Annotated in this window: 23 protein-coding genes, 1 pseudogene and 2 riboswitches; all 24 genes and pseudogenes read left to right on the plus strand. The window is 38.4% G+C overall.

Annotation, left to right across the window (positions count from 1 at the left end):
* Positions 1-73 precede the first annotated feature (73 nt).
* The 24 genes and pseudogenes from gshAB to ACFFIX_RS24940 all read left to right on the plus strand — a co-directional run bounded on the left by gshAB (position 74) and on the right by ACFFIX_RS24940 (position 26,327).
* Complete coding sequence (gene gshAB, locus ACFFIX_RS24825) at positions 74-2,398, plus strand: bifunctional glutamate--cysteine ligase GshA/glutathione synthetase GshB (RefSeq protein WP_378938884.1); 2,325 nt, start codon at positions 74-76, stop codon at positions 2,396-2,398.
* A gap of 85 nt (positions 2,399-2,483) precedes the next feature.
* Positions 2,484-2,834 (plus strand): DUF6568 family protein, encoded by a 351-nt coding sequence (locus ACFFIX_RS24830; RefSeq protein WP_378938886.1) that lies wholly within the window; start codon positions 2,484-2,486, stop codon positions 2,832-2,834.
* Between the two features lie 315 nt (positions 2,835-3,149).
* Positions 3,150-3,356 carry a hypothetical protein gene (locus ACFFIX_RS24835; protein ID WP_378938888.1) on the plus strand — a complete coding sequence of 69 codons (207 nt, stop codon included), beginning with the start codon at positions 3,150-3,152 and terminating at the stop codon, positions 3,354-3,356.
* A gap of 245 nt (positions 3,357-3,601) precedes the next feature.
* The gene (locus ACFFIX_RS24840; RefSeq protein WP_378938890.1) at positions 3,602-4,540 is read left to right on the plus strand and encodes a DUF1672 family protein; all 939 of its coding nucleotides are present in this window, start codon (positions 3,602-3,604) and stop codon (positions 4,538-4,540) included.
* A 13-nt stretch (positions 4,541-4,553) separates the two neighbouring features.
* The gene (locus ACFFIX_RS24845) at positions 4,554-6,650 is read left to right on the plus strand and encodes an SA1320 family protein (protein WP_378938892.1); all 2,097 of its coding nucleotides are present in this window, start codon (positions 4,554-4,556) and stop codon (positions 6,648-6,650) included.
* 61 nt (positions 6,651-6,711) lie between these two features.
* Positions 6,712-6,861: a hypothetical protein gene (locus ACFFIX_RS24850; RefSeq protein WP_378938894.1), complete on the plus strand. Its 150-nt coding sequence runs from the start codon at positions 6,712-6,714 to the stop codon at positions 6,859-6,861.
* Between the two features lie 27 nt (positions 6,862-6,888).
* Positions 6,889-7,881: an L-glyceraldehyde 3-phosphate reductase gene (gene mgrA, locus ACFFIX_RS24855; protein WP_378938897.1), complete on the plus strand. Its 993-nt coding sequence runs from the start codon at positions 6,889-6,891 to the stop codon at positions 7,879-7,881.
* Positions 7,882-8,952: 1,071 nt separating this feature from the next.
* The gene (locus tag ACFFIX_RS24860) at positions 8,953-9,987 is read left to right on the plus strand and encodes a LacI family DNA-binding transcriptional regulator (RefSeq protein WP_378938899.1); all 1,035 of its coding nucleotides are present in this window, start codon (positions 8,953-8,955) and stop codon (positions 9,985-9,987) included.
* 37 nt (positions 9,988-10,024) lie between these two features.
* Entirely contained in the window at positions 10,025-10,663 is a 639-nt protein-coding gene (hxlA, locus tag ACFFIX_RS24865) for a 3-hexulose-6-phosphate synthase (RefSeq protein ID WP_378938901.1), read from the plus strand.
* Positions 10,647-11,204, plus strand: coding sequence for a 6-phospho-3-hexuloisomerase (gene hxlB / locus ACFFIX_RS24870; protein ID WP_378938903.1), 558 nt, complete (start codon positions 10,647-10,649; stop codon positions 11,202-11,204). The genes hxlA and hxlB overlap by 17 nt, the downstream gene beginning before the upstream one ends.
* A 136-nt stretch (positions 11,205-11,340) precedes the next feature.
* Positions 11,341-12,372: a TRAP transporter substrate-binding protein gene (locus ACFFIX_RS24875; protein WP_378938905.1), complete on the plus strand. Its 1,032-nt coding sequence runs from the start codon at positions 11,341-11,343 to the stop codon at positions 12,370-12,372.
* 86 nt (positions 12,373-12,458) lie between these two features.
* On the plus strand, positions 12,459-12,920 hold the full coding sequence (locus ACFFIX_RS24880) for a TRAP transporter small permease (protein WP_378938907.1): 462 nt from the start codon (positions 12,459-12,461) through the stop codon (positions 12,918-12,920).
* Positions 12,917-14,209 (plus strand): TRAP transporter large permease, encoded by a 1,293-nt coding sequence (locus tag ACFFIX_RS24885; RefSeq protein WP_378938909.1) that lies wholly within the window; start codon positions 12,917-12,919, stop codon positions 14,207-14,209. The genes ACFFIX_RS24880 and ACFFIX_RS24885 overlap by 4 nt, the downstream gene beginning before the upstream one ends.
* A gap of 30 nt (positions 14,210-14,239) precedes the next feature.
* The gene (locus ACFFIX_RS24890) at positions 14,240-14,518 is read left to right on the plus strand and encodes a cupin domain-containing protein (RefSeq protein WP_378938911.1); all 279 of its coding nucleotides are present in this window, start codon (positions 14,240-14,242) and stop codon (positions 14,516-14,518) included.
* 101 nt (positions 14,519-14,619) lie between these two features.
* Positions 14,620-14,763, plus strand: a pseudogene (locus ACFFIX_RS24895) (NADP-dependent phosphogluconate dehydrogenase); the annotation flags it as partial.
* Between the two features lie 47 nt (positions 14,764-14,810).
* Complete coding sequence (rpiA, locus tag ACFFIX_RS24900; protein ID WP_378938913.1) at positions 14,811-15,506, plus strand: ribose-5-phosphate isomerase RpiA; 696 nt, start codon at positions 14,811-14,813, stop codon at positions 15,504-15,506.
* Entirely contained in the window at positions 15,499-16,464 is a 966-nt protein-coding gene (locus ACFFIX_RS24905; RefSeq protein WP_378938915.1) for a sugar kinase, read from the plus strand. The genes rpiA and ACFFIX_RS24905 overlap by 8 nt, the downstream gene beginning before the upstream one ends.
* Before the next feature lie 62 nt (positions 16,465-16,526).
* Entirely contained in the window at positions 16,527-17,483 is a 957-nt protein-coding gene (locus ACFFIX_RS24910) for a sugar kinase (protein ID WP_378938917.1), read from the plus strand.
* 18 nt (positions 17,484-17,501) lie between these two features.
* Positions 17,502-18,122 carry a bifunctional 2-keto-4-hydroxyglutarate aldolase/2-keto-3-deoxy-6-phosphogluconate aldolase gene (locus ACFFIX_RS24915; protein WP_378938919.1) on the plus strand — a complete coding sequence of 207 codons (621 nt, stop codon included), beginning with the start codon at positions 17,502-17,504 and terminating at the stop codon, positions 18,120-18,122.
* Positions 18,123-18,478: 356 nt separating this feature from the next.
* Positions 18,479-19,441 carry an AAA family ATPase gene (locus ACFFIX_RS24920; RefSeq protein WP_378938921.1) on the plus strand — a complete coding sequence of 321 codons (963 nt, stop codon included), beginning with the start codon at positions 18,479-18,481 and terminating at the stop codon, positions 19,439-19,441.
* Entirely contained in the window at positions 19,441-20,661 is a 1,221-nt protein-coding gene (locus ACFFIX_RS24925) for a DUF58 domain-containing protein (protein WP_378938924.1), read from the plus strand. Before ACFFIX_RS24920 ends, ACFFIX_RS24925 begins: the two co-directional genes overlap by 1 nt.
* On the plus strand, positions 20,658-22,847 hold the full coding sequence (locus ACFFIX_RS24930) for a DUF4129 domain-containing transglutaminase family protein (RefSeq protein ID WP_378938926.1): 2,190 nt from the start codon (positions 20,658-20,660) through the stop codon (positions 22,845-22,847). Before ACFFIX_RS24925 ends, ACFFIX_RS24930 begins: the two co-directional genes overlap by 4 nt.
* Positions 22,848-22,890: 43 nt before the next feature.
* A riboswitch (purine riboswitch) is annotated at positions 22,891-22,992 on the plus strand.
* Between the two features lie 123 nt (positions 22,993-23,115).
* Positions 23,116-24,663, plus strand: coding sequence for a glutamine-hydrolyzing GMP synthase (gene guaA, locus ACFFIX_RS24935; protein ID WP_378938928.1), 1,548 nt, complete (start codon positions 23,116-23,118; stop codon positions 24,661-24,663).
* An 81-nt stretch (positions 24,664-24,744) separates the two neighbouring features.
* A riboswitch (purine riboswitch) is annotated at positions 24,745-24,846 on the plus strand.
* A 155-nt stretch (positions 24,847-25,001) separates the two neighbouring features.
* Entirely contained in the window at positions 25,002-26,327 is a 1,326-nt protein-coding gene (locus ACFFIX_RS24940; protein WP_378938930.1) for an NCS2 family permease, read from the plus strand.
* Positions 26,328-26,682 lie beyond the last annotated feature (355 nt).

Consider the following 26,682-nt stretch of genomic DNA (forward strand, 5'->3'; position numbering starts at 1 on the left):
TAGTTTTATGACTCATTTAGTCGTGTTTAACCGGAATTTATTCGATAAATGGTTAATTGGGGGGAGAGCAACTATGGATTTCAAAAAAATATTAGCTAATGATCGTGTAAAATCATATTTATTAAAAGCCCGTTATGGGATTGAAAAAGAAAGTCATCGAGTGGACTTGTCGGGGAATTTAGCTAAAACAGATCATCCTAAGAGCATTACATTAAAAGATGATCACCCATATATTCAACGAGATTTTTCAGAAACACAAATGGAATTCATCACACCTGTTATGGAGACATTAGAGGATCTGTTTCATTACTTAGCAGCGATCCATGATGTTGCTTATCGTTCTATGGATGAGAATGAAATGCTATGGCCATTGAGCATGCCACCACAGTTACCAGAAAAAGAAGAAGATATTGCGATTGCAAAACTGGAAAATGTTAAGAATTTCCGATATCGTCAAACTTTATCGCAATCTTATGGCCGTCGCAAACAAATGGTTAGCGGAATTCATTTCAACTTTGAATTTGGTGAAGAGTTGATCCAAGCGTTATTTAGCTTACAATCGGAGATAAAAGATTACCAACAGTTTAAAGCGGAGATTTATTTAAAGGTAACAAGAAATTATTTACACAACCGATGGTTAATAACTTATTTTTATGGGGCTTCTCCTATTAGTGAAAAGAATTTTTTTGAATATCATTCTTTGAATGGAGCCGTAAGAAGCATTAGAGGCAGTAAATACGGTTATGTCAATTCTGCTGAGGTTAAAGTGTCGTATAGTAGTATCCAGAACTATCTATCAGATCTTTCTTTGATGGTTAAAAGAGGGCTTCTATCAGAAGAAAAGGAACTTTATGCACCTATTCGATTAAGAGGTGGGCATCATTTTTCAGATTTAGAAGATCACGGTGTTCAGTATATTGAAGTGCGCAATATCGATTTAAATCCCTTTGAAACATATGGAATTAGTTATGAACAAGCAGAATTTCTCCATCTTTTCTTACTTTATTTATTATGGAAAGATGAAGAACATTATGATGAATGGGGGAAAATGGGTGATTTTTACAATGAAATAGTGGCTCTTGAGCATCCGTTAGCGCACACACAATTTGAAAGAGAAGCTAAAACGATGATTGATGAGATGGAACATTTAGTAAACCTCTTAGATTTGCCTATTTCAGATACATTATTTGTTCATCTGAGAGAAATGCTAATGAATCCAAGTAAGACTTTAGCTGGTAGACTTTATATAGAAAGTGAAAAAAGCAGTCAAAGTCAAGTAGCTACGTCAATTGCAAAACAAAATTATAAAAAATCATGGGATAAACCATATCAATTAGCAGGTTTTACTGATATGGAGTTGTCCACTCAGATTTTCATGTTTGATGCAATTCAACAAGGAATCCAAGTAGAAATTTTGGATCGACAAGATCAATTTTTGAAGCTGAAATTAAAAGATCATGTTGAATATGTGAAGAATGGGAATATGACAAGTAAAGACAATTATGTTTCAACTTTAATTATGGAAAATAAAACAGTAACAAAGAAAATTCTTCACCAACATGGATTTCGAGTGCCTACGGGTGAGGAGTTTCAAACCATCGATCAAGCTTTGCGATCCTATCATTTATTTTCCGCTAAACCTTTTGTTGTGAAACCGAAAACAACAAACTATGGATTAGGAATATCGATCTTCAAAGATGGCGCAAATGACGAGGATTATCAAAGGGCACTCACGCTAGCATTTAAAGAAGATTCATCTGTATTAATAGAAGAATTTATCAATGGAACGGAATATCGATTTTTTGTGTTAAATGATAAAGTGTATGCTGTTTTATTACGAATTCCTGCGAAAGTTAAAGGTGACGGTAAACATACAATTGAAGAGTTAGTCATGCGAAAGAATCGTGACCCGTTAAGAGGAAGAGACCATCGAACCCCTTTAGAAAATATCCAATTAGGTGAATTAGAGAACCTCATGCTTAAAGGTCAAGGATATGGAATCGATTCGATCCCACAAGAGGGTGAAATCATCTATCTGCGTGAAAACTCTAATATTAGTACAGGTGGAGATTCGATTGATGTGACTGATCAAATTCCTGATGATTATAAAAAAATAGCAGTGGATGCGGTATCTGCACTCGGGGTGAAAATTTGTGGCATTGATTTGATTATTGAAAATACAGAGGTTCCTACAGATCATGAAAACGCTTATGGAATTATTGAAGCGAACTTTAATCCATCCATGTATATGCACATTTATCCATATAAAGGAAAATCCCGACGGTTAACAATGCATATCATCCATTATTTATTCCCTGAACTATTACAAAGTCAGGAATCAAAGTCAGTCAAACGAGTACCAGTAGTCAAAAGCGGGTTCACAACGGTAAGCTGTTGAATGACGATAAAGTGATTTATTCAGCAGAGGTAACCTCGCTCTGAGTAGGGGCATGGTCAAAATAATATTGAGAGGGGATTGAGTAATGATTGCCACTTATGAAGAAAATGTAGTTGGTTTTGATAAAATTGATTCGGCTAAAGCACAGGAATTGATAAAAGGGGAAGGTGAAGCCGTTATCTATATTGGCAAGGCTGTATGTCCTTATTGTCAAATATTCGTCGAAAAATTAAAAAAGGTTGCTGAAGAAACGAACACTCACATCTATTATGTAAATAGTGTGGAACAATCTGATATGGAAGGCATTACGGCTTTCCGTAATGAATATGATATTCCAACGGTTCCCGGTTTCATCTATACGAATAGCGACAAAGTAACCGTGAAATGCGATTCATCCATGTCAGAAGAAGAAATCAAATCTTTTATGAATAAATAATTCAATTCCAAAGCCACAAGTGTCTGCCACATTCTGCTTGGAACATTTTTGACCAAGGCATATATTAATGTGAAAATAGATCAATCGTGTTATTCAATTAAAGGGCGCGCAAACTGAACAAGTGAGTAAGAGTTGAGCAACAGGACCAATGTTGAATCAGCTCTTTTTACTTAATTATTTGGCAGGACTGTTTAATAAGGATTTATTGTTATCAATGGAGAAAAAGTATTGTAAATATAGGGTTTTAAAAGGATAGGTGGAAATATGATTTGGATGTAGGTAGGGGTAGCAATTATTTTTATAGTAGGTGCTATCTTGATTATTTGGGGAATTAAACTTACTAAAGATAAACATGAAAAAGCAGAATATATAGATGGTATTGCTGCTTATGATGCTGGAGTAGTGGCATCAGTTGTACTATTTTTATTATCTTTTATTTTAAAGTTTATTCCAACCTCACTTAAATTCATTTTTCAGAACAGCATTATAAAGTATGAATTATGGATTAGGTGTCATGAGTAATGAATGTTACTTAAGCATAGTAGACATTTGAAATATTATCTTATATCCAAGTTTCATTATTTACTAGTGAAAAGGAATCACTGGGTAAGGTGAATTATAATCGATACCGATCTGTTCTAACTACTATATTCCTATTTCACGCAAATTAGGTTGGAATGATAATAAACTCCTGTAAAAAGCTTCCTGTTTCCTATAAAATAGAGAAGATGATAAATGGTTATAACATCCAGTAGGGGGATTAATAAGTGAAACATAAAAATAAATTAATCGTATCTAGTATAGGATTATCACTAATGCTTGGAGGATGTCTTGATATGAATAGTTCAGGTGTAGATAAAGAGAATGATAAGCAACAGGAAACTCAAGATGAGCAACTCGCTAAAGAAACATATGTAAGTGTTCAAGATTATACAGGGGAAGGCTACGAGCTGGATAATGGAGAAAAGACAGATAAAATTGCGGAAGAAAATCGTGAAGAAATTGATAAGGCTGTTAAAGCATTCTTCCGGGATTCATATAAAACAGAGGTAGTGGTTCATAATGTTGTCGGTGCAGCAGATGGGGCAACTGTTTTCGTTGAATCTGTCGGAGAACCTCATTTTTATACCTATGCCATCATTCCAATTGATGTTGAGCGTGGAGTGGTTTTAACGGATAAGGTTTGGTCTCAAGAAGGGCAAGTCGAAAATTCAATTAAAACAGGTATATTTGCGATGATTTTTGACGCGGAAATCGCAACTCTTGATCAATACATAGAGGGTGTAGTTAATGAATATCCTGTAGTTGGGTTTACAAATGAAGCGTTAGAAAACGTGCGTGCAGGTGGGTATAGTACTCCTTATTATTACCTAAATACAATGGGTGATTCATTAGACTCATTATTTGATTTATACATTAAAAATCCTGAATTGAGCAGAGAAGAGTGGAAAAAGAAGTTTGATAAAAATAACTATCCTGCAGATGGAATTATCACAACCGTCTATCTGTATATGGAGGAAGAAGGGGTAGAGCCTGATAAAGAAGTTTTTAATAAAATTGTGTCAGATATAGAGAATATGGATGGTTTGGCAAAAGGAACTTACAGTGTCTTTCTGAATGATAATTTAGTGGATAAATCGAGTTCAAGAGGTGTGAAAGATAACTCTTTAGAGCGTTCTTTCCCCGACGACATTATTAAAGAATAAGGAGGGAGGTGGAATGACCTCAGTACCTACTAATATATCTGCTAACTTCACTAACGATAAAGATCTAGTTGAATTAGCTGGCTATCATGCGTATATGCAGTTTGATAGAGATCATGAGTTACTTGTTAATGATGTAGAATACCGTGTATTAGATAACAAGGATAATAATGAAACGGGACTGAATGCCCTAACAGTTATTAATCTGACAAACAAAGAAATTTCAATAGTATACGTTGGTACAGACCCACAGGAAACTCAAGATCTTATAACCGATGCACAATTACTCAGTGATCTTACACCAGCACAAATCGAAGATGCACGAGGTTACTTTAGTGAAATGAATCAAAAATACCAAAAAGTCGGAGGAGTTACCTCCATCTCCGGAAATTCCCTCGCAGGTGCCCTGGTAGGTGCAGTTGCCATCCAACACCCAGAAGTTAAAGCCGTAACCCTAAACCCCGCACTCCTTCCAGAAGGAATGATGGAACCAACCAAGAATTATGATAATATCACCAATTACTTCAGCAGCTATGATGTTTTAACTAAGACATTATCTGCATTAGATCTTCATACACGGATTCCCGGACATCAGCATGAGATTTATAATGGTATTCCAGAGTTCTCAAAGCTTGGTACCAATCATACTGGGTACTTGCGTGTAGATGGAGGGGTTCAATATTATCAGATTGGTGAAGAGGGTCAGCCTGGGTATGGAGAGATATACATTGATGCCGATTCACATATTGTGACGAGTATCTGGACGGGGCAGCCTCTTTATGGAGGAAACACGGATTACATTGAAATTAATAAAGAAAACTTGGATCTGCTTGCTTTAAGATTAAAGGATCATGTTCTCGAGCGGTTAGAGCTAGCTAGCGGTTACCTGGGCAAATCAGTTGAAATTGTTGAAGATGAAGGAAGCAAGTTGTATGAACGAATTACCCGGCTTCAGCATATTTTTGAGGAGTCTTTCGAGAATTTAATCGGTGATCCTCTATTTCTGGGGATTACATCTGCGGGCAGCCGTCTAAAAGCAGAGGTCGATCATCTGATTTCGTTATTGAATATAGCTGAAAGTCACAGTAGCTCCCTGAACTCCATTCTGAATTCACCGCCAGCTGATTTAGTGGAACACTTATTTCGAGTGGATATCAGTGTTGAAAGTATTTTTGGAGAAGCACAGAATCAGCTGAATGAGCTAAAAAGCGGTATCGATGGTCTTTCAGATAGTCTGACACACATTGTTACTGAGCAAATTCCTGAGCTGTTCAAGGGCGGGAAGGATTACTGGTACGATGCAGTAGTAGGTGAACTTAGGGCTCACTATGGGATTTTGAATGGAAATAGGGATAAGCTCATCTCTCATATCACTGAATTTAAGAACCAAGTTACAGAGACGGCGAGCGCTTTTGAGGGCAGAGACCATTCATTAGGGCAAAGCATCAAAAATCAAACTTCAGTGAGTGATAATACAAGCCCGGTTCAACAGACCAATCCATACAATTTAGACGAATCTCCTTATTTAGCAGTTAGAATGCAAATTAAAGAACTCCAGCTAGATACCGCCTTTGGGACTTTCACGGGTTCTAGCCATGCACTTCTTATCCCAATTTTAGGAGGTCTGCATGCCCTCACAATTACCATAGAAAGCACATTGGAAGCGTTATCGATTGCTATTAAAGGTGCAACGAGCGTATCATTAAATAATACGCTTCCAGGAAAGTTAATCAGTCTATTCACTGACTTTGATGACAAAATAACAAACTATATAAACGACTCGCTTAAACCACTGGATGACATGGCTACTACTATTGAAGGTATTCGAAAAGGATTAGGAAGGCTCATGGTGGAGTATCCAGCACTGCTAGCTAATTTCAGACCTTATGTGGACAGTGCAATCTTTAATCAATCTAACTTTTATAACGTCCAACTCTATAATTTAGCAGCATTCTCTATTTTAAAAGAAATGCAAATGCTCTTTGGAGATGTGGTCTATCAACTAGGTAGTCACAAAGCGCATGCGATTGAAGCCCTTTGTGAAGTATCTGAAAAAGTCACATTAAATATGGCCATTTTAGAAGAGCAAGTGGATCGAGGGACGATAAACTAAACTTGGAACTGAGAGGTGCTTTAAGTTCTTGTAAAATGAAACAAATCATGTCGAAAAATTAATGAAGACTATTTTCCCTGAAGTGAACGATTTCCGAACAGAAATTAAAGGGTATGAAACATTATTTAGCAATGAGAAAGCTAAGAAACTATTAAACTGGGAGCCCGTTCACCACTGGAGAAATTATGTGAGTGTTCCGGTTCAAAAATAACTAATCAATTAAATGAGGAGTGTTCTTATGACGTACCAAGCAAGCAAAGAACGATATTCAAGTATGAAATACAATCGCTGTGGAAATTCTGGATTGTTGTTACCTGCCATTTCACTTGGTCTTTGGCATAATTTTGGTGGAGTAGACACATTTGAAAATGGCCGTGCAATGCTTCGTCGTGCATTTGATTTAGGAATTACTCACTTTGATCTTGCCAACAATTATGGTCCGCCTCCAGGTTCTGCAGAAGAAATGTTTGGTTCATCACTAAAAACTGATTTTGCTCCTTATCGAGACGAACTTATTATTTCAACAAAAGCTGGATACAAAATGTGGGAAGGACCTTACGGAGACTGGGGTTCTAAAAAATATTTAGTTGCTAGCTTAGATCAAAGCTTAAAAAGAATGGGACTTGATTATGTAGATATCTTTTATTCTCACCGTCCAGACCCAAATACACCAATTGAGGAAACAATGCAGGCACTTGACCTAATTGTACGTCAAGGGAAGGCGTTATACGTGGGGATTTCTAGCTATAATGCTCAACAAACGGAAGAAGCTGTAAAAATATTAAATGAATTAGGCACACCATTAGTCATTCATCAACCGAATTATTCGATGTTAAATCGTTGGATAGAAGACGGTTTACAGGATGTACTTAGTGATAATGGGGTAGGGTCTATTGCGTTTTGTCCATTAGAACAAGGATTACTGACTAGTAAATATTTATCTGGTGTTCCTACAGACTCCAGAGCAGCGAAATCAACGGGAGCATTGAGTGAAGATCGAATAACAGAAGATACGATCGCAAAAGTAAATCGTCTAAATGAAATCGCAAAAGAACGTGATCAAAATCTTGCACAGATGGCATTAGCTTGGGTCCTAAGAGAAGGTCGCGTAACATCCGCTCTAATTGGTGCAAGTAAAGTCAGTCAAATAGAAGAAAATGTAGCTGCATTGAATAACCTCGATTTTTCTGAGGAAGAACTTAATAGAATTGAAGATATTCTTAAAAGTTAAATGAATTTATAATTGCTATCAGTCCAATAATGGTTTTACAGGATATTGCCCGCCAGCGTATCGTGTTTTTGAATACCCTTTTGTGAAATTATAAGAAGTTAAGTAAAGTTAGATTGCTTCAAAAGCCTTGGTGTTTGAGTTTCTTCTATATACATGAAACATATTGAAAGTACGGGAATAAAAGAGCGTATGAAATAAGGTCTTAAAAGTTTTAGATACTAACATGTAGTTGGTTTAAGTCATAACAAGTAACAGAATAATATCGGTAAAGAATAAGTATATATATCAATGTACCTTTGAATAAATTGGAGTAACAAAAGAGTAACATAACCCTATGATAATCCATTAATTATCATAGGGTTATGTTACAATACGAATTCTAAAGAACGTTTGTATGAACCGGCTTTACCTTTGTAAAGCATTTTGTTACGGGTAGTCTGTTTTCATTGGTGAGAAACGCTGACTAATTGGGTAAGAAAGAAATTTTTTATTCCTAATGCTAATTTTGTCATGACCAATCTTGCTAACATTTTGCTAACGCAATCTCATAAAAAACAGTAAAATAACGTTATAGATGTTACAGACAGAATTTACCAAAACCTTGATATACCGCCCTATTCGTACACATCCGTAAAAGATATTACACACTCTCATCTTACGGGCGGCATGATGTAACTTTCCCCTCAACTCCTTGATATATAAGGGTTTGTGTGTAAGGTGAGAGTTAAATGCTATCCTTTTGCTAACTTTCGGACTTCGAAATAACTTAATTATGCTTTATAGATAAGACCTTTTGTGAGTTCATTGAACTTATGAGAGGTCTTTTTTTGTAATTTAACGTTTTGAATAGAATAATTATTAAGCGCTATATCCTTCCTGGAAAAAGGAGGGTATGGCTTATTTTTTTTAGATGGAAGTAATAATACGTAGTAAGTTCGCTAAGAATAAAAAATCTGATTATTTTCATAAAAAAGCTTGTAAAGCGCTTTCAAATTCTTTATACTGAACTAAATCGGTTTACTAAACCGGTTTATAACAACTAGAAATCATTTTATGTTTGGAGAAGATGTTATGAAAGCGGTTACTATGGCGGATGTCGCTCGACTGGCTAATGTTTCAAAAAGTACTGTTTCTCAATATTTAAATAAGAGATTTGATTACATGGGTGAAGATACCAAAAAAAGAATTGAAGAAACGATTAGAGAGCTGGATTACCGCCCGAACATAGTGGCGAGAAGTTTAAAGCAAAAATCAACTACGACTATAGGGGTTATTGTTGCTAATATTTTGCATACTTTCTCATCACAAGTAATTAGAGCAATTGAAGACATATGCCATGAGTCTGATTTTCATGTTATTGTCTGCAATGCAGATGATAATCCAGTAAAAGAAAGAAAATATATCGAAATGCTTCGTGCTAAACAAGTGGATGGAATGATCATTTTGCCGACAGGTGACAATGTAGATATTTACAATGAAATGTTCGATGAGAAATACCCGATTGTTTTCGTGGACCGTACAGTGGGGGAAATACCCATCCCATCTGTAATATTGAATAATGAAATGGCTGCCGATCTTGGTGTACAACATTTTATCGACAACGGTTATAAGAAAATCGGAATTATTACAAATGTGATCCGTAATATCACTCCAAGGAGAGGTAGGGTAAATGGCTATAAAAAAGCCTTGGAAAATAACAAAATATCTATAAACGAGCAGTATATTAAAAATTTAGAAATAGGCAAAGTTCAAGAGGGACTGAAAGACTTGCTTGCGCTTGAAGAACCTCCAGAAGCCATTATAGCCGGAAATGACCTAATCTTGATTGAAGTTTTAAAGTATGTGAAAAGCAAAAATATAAGGATTCCAACAGATTTAGCCGTAATAGGAATTGATGATGTTTCATTTTCGACTTTTTATGAACCGGCGCTAACCATTGTAGAACAGCCTGCTTATGAGATAGGAAAGAAAGCTGCTGAACTCTTGTTGTATGAAATTCAAAAGAAAGAACTGCATGGAGAAAATGCAATATACCAATTTGAACCGAAACTAGTTGTAAGAGAATCGTCTAAAAGGATCGGAAATTCAGTTCACACAATCGAATAAGCGACTCCATTAATAGATCAAAAGAAAGGGTGACAAAATGAAGTTTCAGATAGCCCTTGATAGGTTAACAAGAGATGAATGTTTTGAAATCTTAAACGAAACTGCTTCATCTATTGATTGGATTGAAGTAGGAACCGGGGTCATCAAACAATACGGCATGACGATTGTTCGTGAAATCAAAGAAGCTTACCCGAATAAAGTTTTAGTAGCTGACATGAAAACTTGTGATGCCGGAAAGCACGAAGCCATCCAAGCATTTGAAGCGGGTGCAGATATAACAACCGTTATGGCGTTTTCCGCAAACAAAACGATTGCAGACACCCTTGAAGTAGCAAAGCATTACGGTAAGCGAATTATGATTGATTTACTTGGTGTTACGGATCCTAATCGCCTTGTTGAACTGCAAAAACTCGATGTTGATCTTGTCAGTTTGCATTATGGGAAGGATATGCAGCAAGAAGGAGAAATGGGAGCGGATCTATTTTCGTTAACACAGGGGTTGACTGGCATGGAAGTGGCTATTGCAGGAGGAATTAGCAGAGATTCTCTTCCAGGGCTATTAGAAAAGCGGCTCGATATATTCATAATTGGGAGCGCTGTCACAAAAGCGGATAATCCCAGAAAAGCCGCATCAGAGATGAAAGAGGTGGTAAAACAATATGAAATCAATCATTGACACAGTTGCAGAAGAAATTTCAACAGTTCTATCGAACATTGATGAAGATGAAGCGCTAAACCTTTCAACTCATATAAAAGAAGCGAAGCGAGTATTCGTCTATGGGGAAGGCCGCTCGGGCTTGATGGGGAAAGCTTTTGCAATGCGCTTAATGCATGGCGGGTTTCAAGTCTATGTAATCGGGGAGACGATTACACCAAGTATAGAAGAAGATGATTTACTAATAGCTATTTCAGGATCCGGATCCACCGGAGCCATTTTACAATTTTCTTCGAAAGCAAAAGAATCAGGTGCGAAAGTCTTTCTGGTTACGACTAATAAAGAATCGGGAATTGCTTCGATATGCAATGGCGTATTAATCATTCCTGCTGCAACAAAATATCGAAGAAAGAACGAACCTTCAACCATCCAGCCACTTGGGAACCAGTTTGACCAGTCAGTACACCTTGTTTTGGACGCTATTATCATTGTGACACTTCAAAAGGATGATCATGATTCTGCATACGAAGAAATGACAAAGCGGCATACAAACTTTGAATAGAAGAAATTCTTTTTAACGATATCCATGGTATTAAGGATGATTATCGTCCTTTATAAAAAGGGTTTTGAAGAAAGCAGAAAAACGTTTGACGATTTAATAGGGAATTCAATTAATTAAAAATAAGGGGGAAAAAAAGATGAAAAAGTTATTGTCACTATCTTTTGTATTACTTTTAGTTTTATCGGTAGTTTTAGCAGGGTGCGGCAGCGAAGGTGAAACAGGAGAAGGCAGTGAAAGTCCCGGGAAGATTAAGCTGATTGCAGCGCATAACCAGACTTCACCGGATAATCCATATCAAGTCGGTTTATTGAAATTTAAAGAAGTTGTCGAAAGCAAATCAGGCGGCAATATTGAAGTGGAAGTACATGCAGGAACAATTGGGACAGAAGAATCAGAATTAGTTGAAAAACTTAAATTGGGAGCAGCGGATGTTGTTTTGGTATCTCCTGGTTTCATGACTCAAACTGGCGTTAAAGAAGTTGACTTATTTGCACTTCCCTATCTATTCGACAACTACGAGCATTGGGAGCAAGTGGTTGATGGCGAAGTCGGAGAAGAAGTAGCTTCTATTGTAAATGAAAAATCAAATAATGATTTTAAAATTGTAGGATACTGGTCTGCTGGTGTAAGACATTTCTACGGGAAAAACCAAATTGAGACAATGGATGACTTGAAAGGCATGACAATTAGAACACAAACTTCCGGAGTCGTTTCAGATTATTGGAAACAAACTGGAGCCATTCCTACTTCTGTAGCTTGGGGCGAATTGTATCAAGCATTACAGCAAAATGTTGTCGATTCATCTGAAAACTCTTATCCATATTTCGTTCAGCAAAATCACCATAAAACGGGTAACGGTAAATTTATTACAGAAACAGGTCATGATTACACGACAAGGTTTTTATTGGTAAATGGCAATGAGTTCGATTCTTATACTCAAGAGCAACAAGATATTATTATGGAAGCGGCTGATGCATCTGTACAAGCAGAAAGAGAAGCGCTATATGCTCAAGAAGATGAGTATAAGGAAATCGCGATTACTGACGGTGCTGAGATAAAAGAAATTGATACGGCTCCATTTGTAGAATTAGCCGAACCGCTGCAAGAACAAGCAGCTAAAGATATGGGTGCAGAAGAATTATTACAGAAAATTAAAGATCTTAAATAAATAAACGATTGTTTAAAGGGAAGATGTGGCTTACCTATTCTTCCCTTAAATCTTTTATCGAAAGGACGATAAACATGGTAAGAATCATGGAGAAAACGCAAATGACTATCGGAGTAATAACCTTATCGATATTTTTAATTGCCATCATCATTCAAATCGTATCTCGCCACATGGGCATTGCTATTATTTGGACCGAAGAAGTGGCAAATTACTCGTTTATTTGGTCAGTCTTTATGGGCGCATCGGTCATGGTGTACCAACGGGAACACTTTAGCTTTGATTTTTTGACTATTAAATTGACCGGCAAGAAAAGAGCCATATTAATGATTGTTATTGATACCTTTGTTTTGCTTTTCTCGGTAGCTATTCTTTATTACGGAACCGAAGCTACACAAACATTCTGGAATTACAATTGGGTGGCTTTGCCCGAAATGAAAATGGGTTATGTATGGATTTCTCTTCCAATCATGGGATTCACAATGGCTGTCTATACCATCAGCCACTTGTTTAACAGCTTTAAAGAACTTAAAAGGGGGCCTAGCGCATGATAGGCATCTTACTGGTCGTTGTATTTCTAGTCCTTATGGTGATAGGGGTTCCAATCGCATTTGTTATCGGGATTGTTTCTTTTATCGGGGTATTCAGCATTGAAAATCTTCCGGAAGTTACCGTTCCGATTAAAATGCTTAATGGGATTGATTCATTCGTATTGCTGGCTGTTCCACTGTTTATTTTGGCAGCGAATTTAATGAATCACGGTAAAATTTCCCAAAAACTTATTGATCTTTCTCTTACCGTTGTAGGCCACATACGAGGTGGATTGGCACATTCCAACATTTTAGTATCCATGATTTTTGCAGGTGTTTCAGGTGCAGCTCAAGCTGATACAGCTGGAGTCGGAAAAATACTGATCCCGAATATGAAAAAGCAAGGGTACGATACGGAAACGGCAGTAGCTGTTACAGCGGCTTCTTCTACAATCGGTGTAATCATTCCACCTAGTATTCCGATGATCATTTTTGCGGGATTAACAAACGCTTCTATTGGCGCTTTGTTCTTGGGAGGAATTGTACCGGGCATATTAATCGGGTTAAGTATGATGGTGTTTATTTACGTTATGGCCTTGAAAAAAGGCTACCCTCGTTCAGAACGTGCCTCGTTTAGGACGTTTCTGAAATTGGTTATTGAGACGCTTCCGGCTCTTTTTACGCCGGTGATCATTATCGGTGGAATTATTACCGGTTTTTTTACAGCGACGGAAGCAGCAGCAGTCGCTTCGCTTTATACATTATTGATCAGTATGTTTTATTATAAAACTTTAAAAGTTTCTGATTTACCGCAAATTTTGCGGGATACACTGGCGTTAAGTTCTTTATCCCTCTTCGCACTAGCCGCCGCAAGTGCATTAGGGGAACTGATGAGTTACTACCAATTATCAGTTGTTGCACAGCAATTCTTTGTTGAAAATGTTGGCACGAAATGGCTATTCATTTTAATTGTTATCGCTTTCTTCTTATTTATCGGTACCTTTATGGATGCCATTCCGGCAATGATCCTTTTTGTTCCAATCATTTTACCGACGGCCGTCTTATTCGAAATGGATCCTGTCCATTTAGGGCTTATCGTCGTCATGACTTTAGCAATAGGATTGGTTACTCCACCTTATGGTTTGTGTCTATTATTAGCCGCAAAAATCGGGGATTTGAGCATCGAAAAATCATTAGTGGCGATACTGCCATATATACTCATTATTCTAGTGGTTCTGTTATTCGTTGCTTTCTTCCCGGACATTGCGTTTTTCTTACCTAAACTGATTAATCCAGGATTGTTCTTGTAAAAGCACAACCCTTAAAGAAAGGAAGTTATTATGGTAACAAGAGAAATATTATCCAGTACAGGATCCGTGATGCTAGTAAGAGTCCAACTAGCTGCAGGTTTTAAAGGGGATGTGGATCAGCATCCGGAAGAACAGCTCAGCTATATTGAAAAAGGGGCAGTGGAGTTCGAAGTGAATGGCGAAAAAAGAACCTTGCGTGAAGGTGATACGCAATACATTCCGTCGAACGTTGAACACCAAGTAAAGGTGATAGAGGAATGTGTCATATTGGATGTTTTTACACCAATTCGTCGGGATTTATTAACATAGCATAGGAGCAATATATGATAAAACTAAGGAGAGAATTAGTGTCTCTCCTTTTTATAATTTTTACGATAAAATGTAGGACATCTTTCGGCGGGGCAACCTTGTCCAGTTCATTGGCATATTTTAATAGTTACCGTACCGAGAATCTGCCGGAAAATTTGCTGCAAGCCCAAAGGGATCATTTTGGAGCGCATACTTATCAGCGGAAAGACGAGGAAGGCGCTTTTCATACGGAATGGTCGAAGTAAATAAAGCAGCAAAATAGTCAAAGTAAATCTGATAAGAGGTGGATATAATGTCAGGAAATGCTGATTTAAGGAAAAAAGCAGTCGGGGAAAAAGCGGTGGAATACGTGAAGGACGGCATGGTTCTCGGATTGGGGTCGGGATCGACGGTATATTGGATGTTGAAAAAATTAGGGGAACGCGTAAACGAGGGTTTGACTATCAAAGGCGTCCCATCATCCCTAAGAACTGAAGGGTGGGCGAATGAATTCGGAGTTCCTTTGGTGACTCTTTCAGAGGCGCGGAGATTGGACTTAGCGATCGATGGTGCAGATGAAGTGGATCCGGATTTTAATTTAACAAAAGGCGGCGGAGGTTCATTGCTTCGTGAAAAGCTGGTGAACAATGCCGCAAATAGGTTGATTATCGTCGTAGATGAAAGCAAATTGGTCCAGCGGCTCGGTGCCTTTCCGTTGCCGGTCGAAATTGTCCCTTTTGGGTGGGAGAATACTGCTGCGAAAATAGCTAAGCTGCAATGCCTTCCAAAATTAAGAAAGAAAGATAACGAGATCTTCGTCACAAATAACGGGAATTATATCGTAGATTGTGAATTCAGTGAGATAACTGATCCAGTTGGACTCCATCAAAGCCTGAAGATGATTTTGGGTGTAGTGGAAACAGGCTTGTTCATCGATATGGCGGATCTTGTATTAGTTGGGGAGGAAGATGGAGTTAGAGTGTTAGAAAAGGAGGGCAAAAGTGAATGATATAGAAGTGTTTACACTGGGTGAGACCATGGTCGTCTTCCAACCCGAACAGATGCAATCTCTTGAATATGTTCAGCAATTCCCGAAGCGGATTGGCGGAGCTGAATCAAATGTGGCAATTGGTTTATCCCGCTTAGGGCATCGGGCAGGGTGGTTCAGTAAGTTGGGTGAGGGTTCATTTGGACAATATGTCTACAAGTATATCAGGGGAGAAGGTGTCGACACTTCATCCTGCCTTTTTACAGAACAGGCGCTGACTGGAGTTCTCTTTAAAGAGCAATTGTCGCCGGAAGATATGAATGTTTATTATTACCGGAAAGGTTCTGCTGCAAGTTTGATGGAGCCTGAGGATTTGGACGAAGCATATATGGCACAGGCCAAAGTTCTTCATCTCACTGGAATTACCCCGGCATTAAGCAAGTCTTGTTATAAGACGGTGATGAAGGCGATTGAAATAGCTAAAAAGAACGGCATGACGATTGTTTTCGATCCGAATTTACGGTTGAAACTTTGGTCTGCGGAAACCGCAAAAAAAGTGTTGAATGAAATAGCTTTGCATGCCGATGTCATTTTGCCGGGCTTGGACGAAGGCCGGTTTATGACGGGCAAAACAGAGATAGAGGACGTTGCAGAGTCATTGATGGCAGGATATGATAAAACCATTATTATCAAGATCGGCAGCAAAGGTGCTTATTTGCATACGAAAGAGGAAAAGGTTTATATCGAAGGATTTCCAGTCCAGCAAGTCGTCGATCCAGTAGGTGCTGGGGATGGATTTGCTGCGGGGATAATCAGTGGAATCTTGAAGCAGGAACCCTTGCACCAGGCAATCAAACGTGCAAATGCAATCGGGGCCATGGTAGTTATGTCGCATGGTGACTTTGAAGGGTTGCCTTATTTAAAAGCGGTTGAGCAATTCATGAAGCCTGCTGTTGAAGTGCAAGATGTAAAAAGGTAGAACTGTCTTGGTGCCAGTAATCAGGTAAGAAAAGTTAATTCACTTGAAAGAGGGTAATAATTTTGTTGAACACCTTTAATGTCTTTACATTGGGAGATGCTCTAATTACGTTCAATCCGGCAGAGACTGGCCCGTTGCGCTATGTACCCAGCTTCACTCGAAAAGTAGGCGGAGCAGAGCTGAACTTTGCAATAGGCTGTGCCCGTTTGGGCTTGCATACGAAGTGGGCTAGCCGCTTGGGAAGTGATGAATTCGGCCGTGTCATCTATAACTTTGCGAGAGGTGAAGGCGTCGATATGACAGACGTCAAGTTTGTGGAAGGCTATCCAACCTCATTGAATTTCAAGGAAATCAGGGAAGACGGTTCGGGAAAGACTTTTTATTACAGGTACCAATCACCGATTTTGACGATGGAACCTGAAGATATGACGGAAAATATGTTCAACGGTATTGAACTGATCCATTTGACGGGTGTCTTCTTGGCAATTGATTCGAAAAACTTGGCCATTGCTAAACGGGTGTTGGAGATAGCTAAGCAAAAAAATATTACGGTTTCCTTCGATCCGAATATTCGTCTTAAGTTATGGACAGTTGAACAGGCAAGAGTAGCCTATCTGGAAATTTTGCCGGCTGTAGATATCCTTTTGACTGGCTTGGATGAAATTGAACTGATTCTGGGCGACTCTTCAGAGCCAACATTGGAAGAATGTACGAACCAGTATGCCATTGAGCAGCTGGTGGTGAAAGACGGGGCGAACGGCTCTAAAGTGTTTAAAGGACAAACATGGTATCGAAAAGAAGCCTTTCCTGTAAAACCGATTGATACCGTGGGGGCGGGTGATGGATTTGATGCCGGTTACGTCTATTCGGTATTAAACGGATACTCTCCTGAAGAAGCTCTGGAATTTGCCAATGCAGTTGGGGCACTTGTGACTACCGTTTCCGGGGACAATGAAGGTCTTCCTTACTTAGAAGAAGTCATGGCGCTGCTCCGCAAGGATAAAGTTATTGAACGGTAAACGAAAGGAGAGAGAAAAATGTTAAAACAGGGCATTCTTTTTAAATTGGCAGAGACAAAAGTGGTGGCCGTCATTCGAGGCCGCAGTGCGGTCGAAGCGGTCGAATTGTCAAAAGCGGCAATTGAAGCGGGAATCCGCGCCATTGAATTGACGTATACGACACCCGAAGTCCAAAAAGTATTCGAATCGCTGAAAGATGAGGACGTGCTGTTGGGCGCAGGCTCGGTGCTTGATTCCGAAACGGCACGTCACGCTATTTTAGCAGGAGCAAAGTTTATTGTAAGTCCTCATTTTAATGAAGAGATTGCACGGCTTTGTAATCGGTACAGCCTACCGTATTTACCGGGATGTACGACAATCAGTGAAATGATAAAAGCGTTAGAAGGCGGAAGTGATATTATCAAGTTGTTCCCAGCCAATAGCTTTGAACCGTCTTTCATCAAGTCGGTCAACGGACCGCTTCCGAATGTCCGCATCATGCCAACGGGCGGGATCAATTTGGATAACTTGCAGGACTGGCTAAAAGCAGGGGCTGTAGCAGTTGGTATCGGTAGCGATTTAAATAAAGCTTATGCAACAGGCGGTTATGAGGCAGCAGTCGAACTTGGCCGTAAATATATACAGAAAAGTGAATGGTAAAAAGAAAAGCTTCTTTTTAGACGAGCTTCCCTTTTGGATATAGATTGCGAGTTGATTTTTGTTTGGGGGACAGTTCCCCGAACAATTATATAAATCATTTTATGAATGAATTCATTATTTTAATTAACAGAAAACCAGCCCCGAAATTTTCGGGGCTGGTTCTTTGTTTTAATCGATGATTGACGTAATAGCAGATAACACCTCATTGATAAATAGGTAGACTTGCAATGTTTAACAAAAACATTAAAAAAACTCCCAGCCAAAACATATTCCCAAATGCAGAAGGGTTTCCACAATCTAGTAAGAATACTATAATAGTTAATAGATAATCCATACTTCGTACTAGGAGGAATAGAATGATTCACAAAGAGACGTTGCACCCAACACTTGGTAGAGTGATAGAGAATATAGAGAATGTAATGGTCGGAAAGCGAGACGTGTCCATCCTAAGTCTTGTAGCTCTATTGGCTGATGGTCATGTATTACTTGAAGATGTACCTGGCGTAGGGAAGACAATGATGGTTCGTGCGTTGGCAAAGTCAGTTAGTGCTGATTTTAAACGAATTCAATTTACTCCTGATTTATTACCTTCAGATGTAACGGGAGTTTCTATATATAATCCGAAAGCATTGGAATTTGAATATCGTCCAGGGCCAATTATGGGAAATATCGTGTTAGCGGATGAAATTAATCGTACTTCTCCTAAAACTCAATCTTCTTTATTAGAGGGTATGGAAGAAGGTAGTGTGACCGTAGATGGGAACACAAGAGCGTTAGCTAAGCCTTTTTTTGTAATGGCTACACAGAATCCAATTGAATATGAAGGTACCTATCCTTTACCAGAAGCACAGCTTGATCGCTTCTTATTTAAATTAAAAATGGGGTACCCTTCGAAAAGTGAGGAGTTTGAGGTCCTCACACTAGCTGAAAAGGAAAAGCCAATTTACCAATTGGAGAGTGTTATTACAAAAGAAGAGCTTATTCAGTTCCAAAAGGAAATTCAAAACGTCTATGTGGACGAGACGATCAAAAACTATATAGTTGATATCGTAGGGAAAACGAGAAAACATTCCTCCGTTTACTTAGGTGCGAGCCCACGAGGATCAATTGCTTTGATGAAAGCAGCTCAAGCCTATGCATTCTTATTCACTCGTGACTATATCATTCCGGATGATATTCAGTTCTTGGCTCCATTCACTTTGCCACATCGCATTATTTTACGATCAGAGGCTAAATTTGAGGGGAAAACAGCTGATGATATTGTAAAAGAAATTATAAGTAAAACACCAGTCCCTGTACAAAGGTCTATAAGTCGTTAATGAAACAGTATTTGAAGAAGTTCCGCTTTGGATGGAAGCTTTTTACCCTCTTATTTTTAACGGCAGTAACCTTTAGTTATGCAATGTTTCAAGGTGGCTTTGTTAGCTGGTTTTTATTTTATAGCTTCAGTCCGTTTGCAGGCTATTCTTTGCTTCTATCCTTTTATCCGATACGTTCCTTTCTTGTGAAAAGAACCATCAACCAAGAACAATTTTCGGTTGGAGAAAAGTTGGTCGGTACCATCACAATTCAACGATCAATCCCTTTCCCCTTATTTTATCTAATCATCGAGGATGTTGTACCTAAAAAGCTAAAGGAAAGTGAAATGGTAGTAGAACCGAAGAAATTATTGTTTCCTTGGTTTAAACGTACGTTTACCTTTCAATATGTTTTAAACGATATACCACGAGGTGAACACCGTTTTTCATCAATTCGAGTAAGGACGGGTGACCTTTTTGGACTCATTGAAAAAGAGCATATATATGAGGTTGAAAATTACTTTCTCGTTTACCCTAAATATGTTGATCTAATATATCGTCAACATCAAAAACAATTTGAACAAGGATCCACTTCTTCGAGAGCCAAGTTCGTTCAGGATACAACGATGGCGGTAGGAATAAGGGAATATCAACCCGGTGACCGTTTCTCCTGGATTGATTGGAAAGCGACAGCTAGACGAGATTCAATCATGACAAAGGAATTCGAGCAAATGCAAAGCCATGATGTTGTCATCGTGATGGACCGCGCGCAAACAGTCGTATTCGAGGGAATTGTCACGTTCACCGCTTCACTCGTACGAGCTGTACTAAAAAAAGGTACACAAGTTGGTTTTGTATCAGTGGGTGAGGACAAAGCTGTTTTTCCATTGCATTCAAATGAACAGCATTTGCAACGCATCTATTATCATCTTGCGAAAGTTTCCTGTGATACCAAGAAATCACTTTCAGAAGTACTTGATAAAGAAAAGCATAATTGGCAAGGAAGACAAGTGACTACGATGATTGTAACTGGACATTTACCGATTGATTTTGTTAGAAGGCTTGAGCTAAGCTCGGGTAACCAGCAGTCCAATCTCATTTTTCTAATGAAAGATCGCTATGGTAAGGTATCTAATGAAGAAAAAGTAATGATTGATCGCTTAAGAAAACAACGTGTTTATATAAAAGTTGTTTTTGAGGGTCAATATGCGAATGCATTTAATGAGGTGAGCGGTTCATGAGGATTAAAGCTTCATACGATCAAAAATCAACTGCCTTTATTTATTACTTTTTTGCCTTTCTTTTACTTTGGGAATGGCTAAGACCTCTTCAGGAATTTACCGATACAGCCAATACGTTTATCTTTGTTTTTTTCGTAGGAGTTAGTTTTATTCTTACATTTTTAAAAGCACGATGGTTTATCACGTTTCCTGTCAAGATCATGATCATCCTGTTCATTTTACATGGCCTGTTTTTTGAGGGTGTATTTTTTGGCTTTAGCTGGTTTGGAGAATTAGTGAATGAACTATTCTATAATTTGTCTCTGATACCTGAGGCGCGCTGGATGGATATTACATCGGCATTTCGTACACTACTATTTTTTATTTTACTTTGGCTCCTCGTTTATTTGATACATTATTGGATCCTTTTTCAAAGAAGAATTCTCTTCTTCTTTATCATCACGATGATTTATATCACGGTTCTTGACACGTTTGCGACCTATGATGCAACATTTGCTGTTGTTCGAACTGTAATTGTTGGCTTTTTTTTACTAGGATTGCTCTATTTTGAACGTCTAAGAACGGTAGAAAAGCTAAATGTGAAAAAGTTTGCAAAAATGCGTTGGATATTGCCGTTGTTCGCTTTTATCGCCCTTTCAACTGTTTTAGGATTATTGGCGCCAAAAGCAGCGCCGCAATGGCCAGATCCGGTTCCCTATCTAACGGCTTATGGTCGAGTGGAAGAGGGTCAAGGTGCAGGAGTCAAAAAAATTGGATATGGAACAAATGATCAGCAACTAGGTGGCCCGTTCATAGCAGACGATACAGAGGTTTTCAATCACGTTTCAGCTGACCGCCATTATTGGCGCATTGAGACCAAGGATGTTTATACGGGCAGAGGATGGGATGTTTCAGATCCTAATGCTAAGTCTGTAAAATTAGCGGAAAATAAGGTATCGTGGTTCGATGAAGACATTGAAGTAAAAAGTCTAAGCTCACAGATTGAAGTTGCAAATGGGTATCCGCATTATCATGTTATGTATCCACTTGGAGTGACTGAGTTAGACTTGGGAAGCTCTTCTGAACTGTTTGTGAATCCTGTTACTGAGTTAATTAGCAGTCGTCAAGCAGATGACACAACGATTGAAATGGTTCCTTCAAGCTATAGTGTTAATTATGATATGCCTATCTATAAAATTAACGAGCTAGAAAACACGATTAAAGACGATACGCTTCCCGAAGGTTTTTTAGAAAGATATACGCAACTCCCTGATACGCTTCCGGATCGTGTAGGTGAACTAGCGGCGGAGATTACCAGTGATGAAGAAAATCTATATGATAAAGCAAAAGCAATCGAAAGACATTTAGGATCAATCGAGTTCACTTATGAAACGACAGATGTAGCAATTCCAGGGGAAAACGAAGATTATGTTGATCAATTTTTGTTTGAAACGCTAAAAGGATACTGTGATAATTTTTCCACCTCGATGATCGTGCTACTGCACTCAATTGATATTCCTGCCAGGTGGGTAAAAGGGTATACAGAAGGTGAATTTCAAGAAATTGTTGAATCAGGTGTAAATGAGTACGAAGTGACAAATAATAATGCTCATTCATGGGTTGAGGTTTATTTTGAAGGTATAGGCTGGGTCCCTTTTGAACCGACAAAGAGCTTCTCAAATCCATATGATTTCACATACGACTTCGAGGATAGTGAAAGCGCAGAGGAAGAGGAAGACGAGGAAGATGCCGCTACTCCGACACCTGAACGACCTGTGCAAGAAGAAGATACGGACCAAAATTCAGCAAGTAAAGGATTTACCCTTTTCAACGTTAGCTTGGGAGATTTTAGAGTCTATTTATTCATTTTAATAGTAGGGGTTATTGCGTTTGCAGTCTATATAACGCGAATGAAGTGGTTGCCTAAACTAATCATCTATCGCTATAAAAACCGAAAAGATGAAGATGCCTACTTTAAAGCATACGATGCGCTGCTTAAGCAGTTTGAACGAATTGGTTTAAAGCGGAGAGAAGGTCAAACATTAAGAGAATATGCATTATATATAGACCGGTATTTCAATATTCGTGACATGACGTATTTAACAAAAAATTATGAGCGTGCCTTATACCGTAACGACAACGCAAAAGAGGAATGGGTTAACTCGGTTGAATTATGGGAAAATTTAATTAAAAGGACATCATCTTGACCTTAGATTAAGAGATTGTTAGAATGAGAAAATTAGTAGTGATAAACTTAATATTAGATACCTTCATATATCCTCGATAATACGGATCGAGAGTCTCTACCGGGTTGCCACAAATAACCTGACTATGAAGGCAGAATAAGTGTGTTAATAAAGCTGGAATTCTGCCTTCTTTTTCATTAAGAGGACAGGAATCTGGCTTTTTTTGTGTTTATTATATCTTTATAGTACAAACTAAAGTAATACAGCTCTTATTCCATCAACTAATGAGGTGACGAAGATGACAGATGTTCAAGAAATGGTGATTGTATTGGATTTCGGAAGTCAGTACAATCAATTAATTACCCGTCGAATTCGCGAGTTTGGCGTTTACAGTGAATTACATCCACACACTTTGACTGCAGAGGAAATTAAAAAGATTAATCCAAAAGGAATCATTCTTTCAGGTGGACCAAATAGTGTCTACGGTGAGAATGCGTTCAGTTGTGATGAACAAATCTTCGACCTCGGCATTCCAGTTTTAGGGATTTGCTACGGAATGCAGTTAATGACACATCTCTTAGGTGGAAAAGTTGAACCAGCTAGCCACCGTGAGTATGGAAAAGCGACAATTAATAGTACTGATAATGCATCACTTTTTGCAGATTTACCGCAGCAACAAGTTGTTTGGATGAGTCACGGTGATCTTGTTGTTCAAGTTCCAGATGGTTTTAAAGTAGATGCTACAAGTGTGTCATGTCCAAACTCTGCAATGAGTAATGAAGAACGTCGACTTTATGGCGTACAATTTCACCCAGAAGTCCGTCATTCAGAATTCGGAAATGATCTCTTAAAGAATTTCGTTTTCACGACCTGTGGTTGTTCAGAAAAATGGTCAATGGAAAACTATATTCAAATTGAAATAGAAAAAATCCAACAATTAGTTGGAGATAAAAAAATACTCTGCGCTTTAAGTGGTGGAGTGGATTCCTCAGTTGTAGCGGTTTTAATTCACAAAGCAATTGGTGACCAGTTAACATGTATTTTCGTAGATCATGGTTTATTACGTAAAGATGAAGCAGATAGTGTTATGAAAACATTCAGTGATGGATTTAATATGAATGTTATTAAAGTAGATGCCAAAGAAAGATTCCTTACAAAATTAAAAGGTGTTTCAGATCCTGAACAAAAACGAAAAATCATTGGTAATGAGTTTATATATGTTTTTGATGATGAAGCGACTAAGCTTAAAGGGATTGAATTCTTAGCACAAGGCACTCTCTATACCGACATTATTGAAAGTGGTACGGCAACTGCACAAACAATTAAATCGCATCACAATGTGGGTGGATTACCTGAAGATATGCAATTTAAGCTAATTGAACCATTAAATACATTATTCAAAGACGAAGTGCGAGCATTAGGTTCAGAGCTTGGAATTCCTGATGAAATCGTTTGGAGACAACCTTTCCCAGGTCCAGGATTAGGGATAAGAGTACTTGGTGAAATTACAGAAGAAAAACTTGAAATCGTCCGTGAATCAGATTTTATTCTCCGAGATGAGATTAAGAAAGCTGGACTTGAGCGAGAGATTTGGCAGTACTTTACGGTTTTACCTGATATCCGCAGTGTAGGTGTAATGGGCGATGCTAGAACATACGATCATACGATTGGCATCCGCGCGGTTACTTCAATAGATGGTATGACATCGGATTGGGCCCGTATTCCATGGGATGTTCTTGAAGTCATATCAACGAGAATCGTCAATGAAGTAAAAGACATCAATAGAGTCGTGTATGATATCACAAGTAAACCGCCTGCAACGATAGAGTGGGAGTAAAATACGAACGAAACGAACATTATTATTAATAATGTTCGTTTTTTATTGACGAATAGGTCTTTGTGCGTGTAGAATGAAAGAAATGAATATGTCTAAATACGTCGTATAATTTTGGGGATATGGCCCAAAAGTTTCTACCGAGCTACCGTAAATGGCTTGACTACGAGGTATTAGTAGCTATACATGTGAAAATACGTGTGTATTTATTAATATTTTGTCTGTCGAGCGCTCCGGTTCTAAAACCTGGGGCGTTTTTCTATGGACTTATTATTCTTTATCTTTCTAACTACCTTATACCTGACATGACTGACGTTAAATAACCTGAGGAGGCTTCATTTATGAAAAAATACTTTGAGTTTGATAAGCTAGGCACCAACTACTCTCGTGAGTTCATCGGTGGATTAACAACTTTCCTTTCGATGGCTTACATTTTGTTCGTAAATCCATTTACTCTTTCATTAGGAGCGGTACCTGACCTGCCTGCAGAAATGAGAATGGATCAAGGAGCTGTGTTCACTGCGACTGCCGTTGCTGCAGCAGTTGGTTCATTATTTATGGGGATTATAGCGAAATACCCGATAGCCCTTGCCCCAGGAATGGGACTTAACGCATTCTTCTCATTCACTGTTGTCCTGACAATGGGAGTACCTTGGCAAACAGCTTTATCTGGTGTTTTAGTTTCAGGTATCATATTCGCCTTGTTAACTTTGTCAGGGTTAAGAGAAACAATTATTAACTCAATACCAGCTGAGTTAAAATTTGCTGTTGCTGCAGGTATTGGTTTATTCATTACGTTCATTGGATTTCAAAATGCAGGCATCATTGTGAAAAATGATGCAGTTCTAGTGGGCCTTGGTAATTTAAGAGATGGTCAAACGCTTTTAGCTATCTTTGGTATCTTCGTAACGATTATGTTAATGGTTCGTGGAGTTAAAGGTGGTATTTTCTTCGGAATGCTTATTACTTCAGTAGCAGGAGTTATTTTTGGATTAATTGATCTTCCTACGCAAGTGGTCGGTTCTATTCCGAGTGTTGCTCCAACCTTTGGTCAAGCATTTTTCAATTTAGATCAGATATTCACAATTCAAATGCTAGTTGTTATCATGACTTTCTTGTTCGTTGACTTCTTTGATACCGCAGGAACTTTAGTTGCAGTGGCAAACCAAGCAGGTCTAATGAAGGAAAACAAACTTCCCCGTGCCGGAAAAGCATTGTTTGCAGATTCAGCAGCTACTATTGTAGGAGCAATCTTTGGGACGTCAACAACAACTTCTTATATTGAGTCATCTGCAGGAGTTGCAGCGGGTGCGCGATCAGGATTTGCATCTGTCGTAACAGCAGGGTTTTTCTTACTTGCATTGTTTTTCTCCCCATTGTTAGGAGTTATCACTGCACCAGTAACAGCGCCTGCACTTATTATAGTAGGGATATTAATGGTTTCTTCATTGGGAAAAATTGATTGGGATCGTTTCGAGATTGCTGTACCGGCTTTCTTAACAATCATTGCAATGCCATTAACTTATAGTATTGCAACAGGAGTAGCGGTGGGCTTTATCTTTTATCCTATTACAATGTTACTTAAAGGTAGAAGGAAAGAAATTCATCCGATTATGTATGGACTCTTCTTTATATTCCTAGCGTACTTTATATTCTTAGCAGGTTAATAGTCTCAGGAGAAGGTAATGTCAAACATTACCTTCTTTTTTTATGTTGACGGTAAGTATATTACTTGGTATAGTTATGACTGTCCCTCACGAGGAAAGGCAAAACGTTCTCGAGTAGGAAAATAAAACTTTATAAAGTTGTTGACACTTCATCACGAAGATGTTATATTTGTAAAGTCGCCTCTGAGCGAAGATGATCTTTGAAAACTGAACAAAACCAAGCGTGCCAACGTTGATTTAATCAACAAAGCAACAAAGTTTTTTCGTACATTCGTGTACAAAAAAGAGCTAGTCAAACAATCTTATTGGAGAGTTTGATCCTGGCTCAGGACGAACGCTGGCGGCGTGCCTAATA

The sequence above is a fragment of the Metabacillus herbersteinensis genome (assembly GCF_042433335.1).
GTDB lineage: Bacteria > Bacillota > Bacilli > Bacillales > Bacillaceae > Metabacillus > Metabacillus herbersteinensis.